The 1,754-nt window shown below is 33.5% G+C and carries 2 protein-coding genes and 1 pseudogene; 2 read left to right on the top strand and 1 reads right to left on the bottom strand.

What is annotated here, in order from left to right; translation table 11 throughout:
- Together A5883_RS12180 and A5883_RS12175 are read left to right on the top strand one after the other, a co-directional pair.
- A partial coding sequence (locus tag A5883_RS12180; RefSeq protein WP_176323993.1) for a GA-like domain-containing protein occupies window positions 1-281 on the top strand: 281 nt, incomplete at its 5' end.
- A 283-nt stretch (window positions 282-564) separates the two neighbouring features.
- Window positions 565-675 (top strand): annotated as a pseudogene (locus tag A5883_RS12175) (zinc ribbon domain-containing protein); the annotation flags it as partial.
- Window positions 676-841: 166 nt separating this feature from the next.
- Here A5883_RS12175 and A5883_RS12170 read toward each other — a convergent pair.
- On the bottom strand, window positions 842-1,754 hold a 913-nt coding region (locus tag A5883_RS12170; protein WP_086338681.1), incomplete at its 5' end, for an ROK family protein.

Here is a 1,754-nt window from a genome sequence, read left to right as displayed (position 1 = left end):
TTGAAGCGGCAGAAGTGGCAGTTGAGGCAGCAGAAGCGGCAAGTCAAGCGGGAGTAACGAAGAAGACAGAAGTAGTAGCTGACGGGTTAGTGAGTGTTGCAGATAAAACTGCAGTTGATGAGTTAAATGAGGTAACAGAAGCGAAGACTCTTAATGCTTCGATGTTAGAATTTCCGAAAACAGGTTCAGTAGATAATAGTATTTTAAAAGTTACTTGGGGGGTATTTCTTTTGGGAGCTGTAGGATTGTTAGGCTATAAAAAAAGAAGAGAGATAGAATGATAGTTTTCTAAAATGTTAAACAAACAGCGGGAAAAAATTTCGCTGTTTGCTTAACTATATAGGCAGAAGTCGCCCATCCTCTATAGGTGGGTGATGAATGCCGTTCGGTATGAGGGGATATCGTTGGTAACTCGAAGACCGACAACTAAGGCATATTGCCTTTTTATTTTGTCCTATGTTACCATCAGTCTATATAAGAAATGAGTTGATATAACATGGAATTAATACAAATAACCATTCGGTATTTCTTCTTTATGAACTAGCCGAGAATACCCGTGATTTAATTCGAGAATGGACTTGTCCTGTTTGTCATGCTCATCATGACCGAGATATCAATGCTAGTATCAATATTCTGACCGAAGGTCTAAGATTACATTCCATGGGATTAGCTTAGATCCAATCATCAAAAACCGTAGGAACTACGGGGATAGCTTGGTAAATAAGAGAAACCGCTGTGAGTAAAGAAATACGCTTGCAAGTATGCTCTCTTCCCAAGAAGCTTCCACTTCAAGCATTAAAAACCGGCAGGTTTAGCTAAGTGATGAGGAGTTCACTGAAGATTAAACCACAAAATCATAATTCCCTAGCTTTTTATATATACACAATGCAGATGCTCCAATAGCTCCGTTAATTCTTTGATAGGGCTTTTTTATAATTTCTTCTTGTTGAGGAAAAATTAATAATTGAGGATCCACATTTAATAACCGTGTTAAAGCAGTAAAGATATTTTCATTATCAAATATTTTTCCATGTAAAAATATTTTAGAGGAATCAAGAATCATATTTAGATTATTTAGAGTTAAAGCAATATAATTGAGCGCATTGTCAAATAATTTTAAAATAGCAGGATCACCAAGATCATATGCAGTAAGAAGTGTTTCCATAGAGATTTCTTCTTCAGTATCAATTAGTTGATGTAAAAAAGTAGAAGTGGAGTTTCTATAAATTGATTGTGAATACTTTAATAACCATGCTTCACTAGTGTAAGTTTGTAAACACCCTCTTTTACCGCACTCACAATATTGGCCATCTAAATTTACTACAGTATGTCCTACTTCACCTATTAAAAAATTCTCCTTGCTAAAAATATCTCCCTTATAGAAATAAGAACAATGAATTCCTCGACCAATATGAAAAAATAAAAAATTTTCATTCCTTTTACTATAGAAGAAATGCTCTGCCAATGCCATACAATTTACGTTGTTTTCAAAAAAAATTGGAATCTCTACGGAGTCAATAATTTTTTCTAGATCAAATTGTTTCCATATACAGTTATTTGTAAGTATTTGGCTGGAATAATTATAATGACCAGGTAATGCAATTCCAATTGCAGAGACAGGAACAGTTAGTGATCTATAAAAAGATAGAAGATTTTTAATAAATATATCGCTAGTAATAAATATTTCTGATGTATTTATGGAATGAATTTTTTTTGAAAAAACTTTTCCAGTATTATCTGTTAAAACATAAGAG

The sequence above is a fragment of the Enterococcus sp. 5B3_DIV0040 genome, from assembly GCF_002140755.1.
Classification (GTDB): domain Bacteria; phylum Bacillota; class Bacilli; order Lactobacillales; family Enterococcaceae; genus Enterococcus_D; species Enterococcus_D casseliflavus.
The sequence above is the reverse complement of the archived record's forward strand: the minus strand, read 5'-3'. Positions and strand labels throughout refer to the sequence as shown.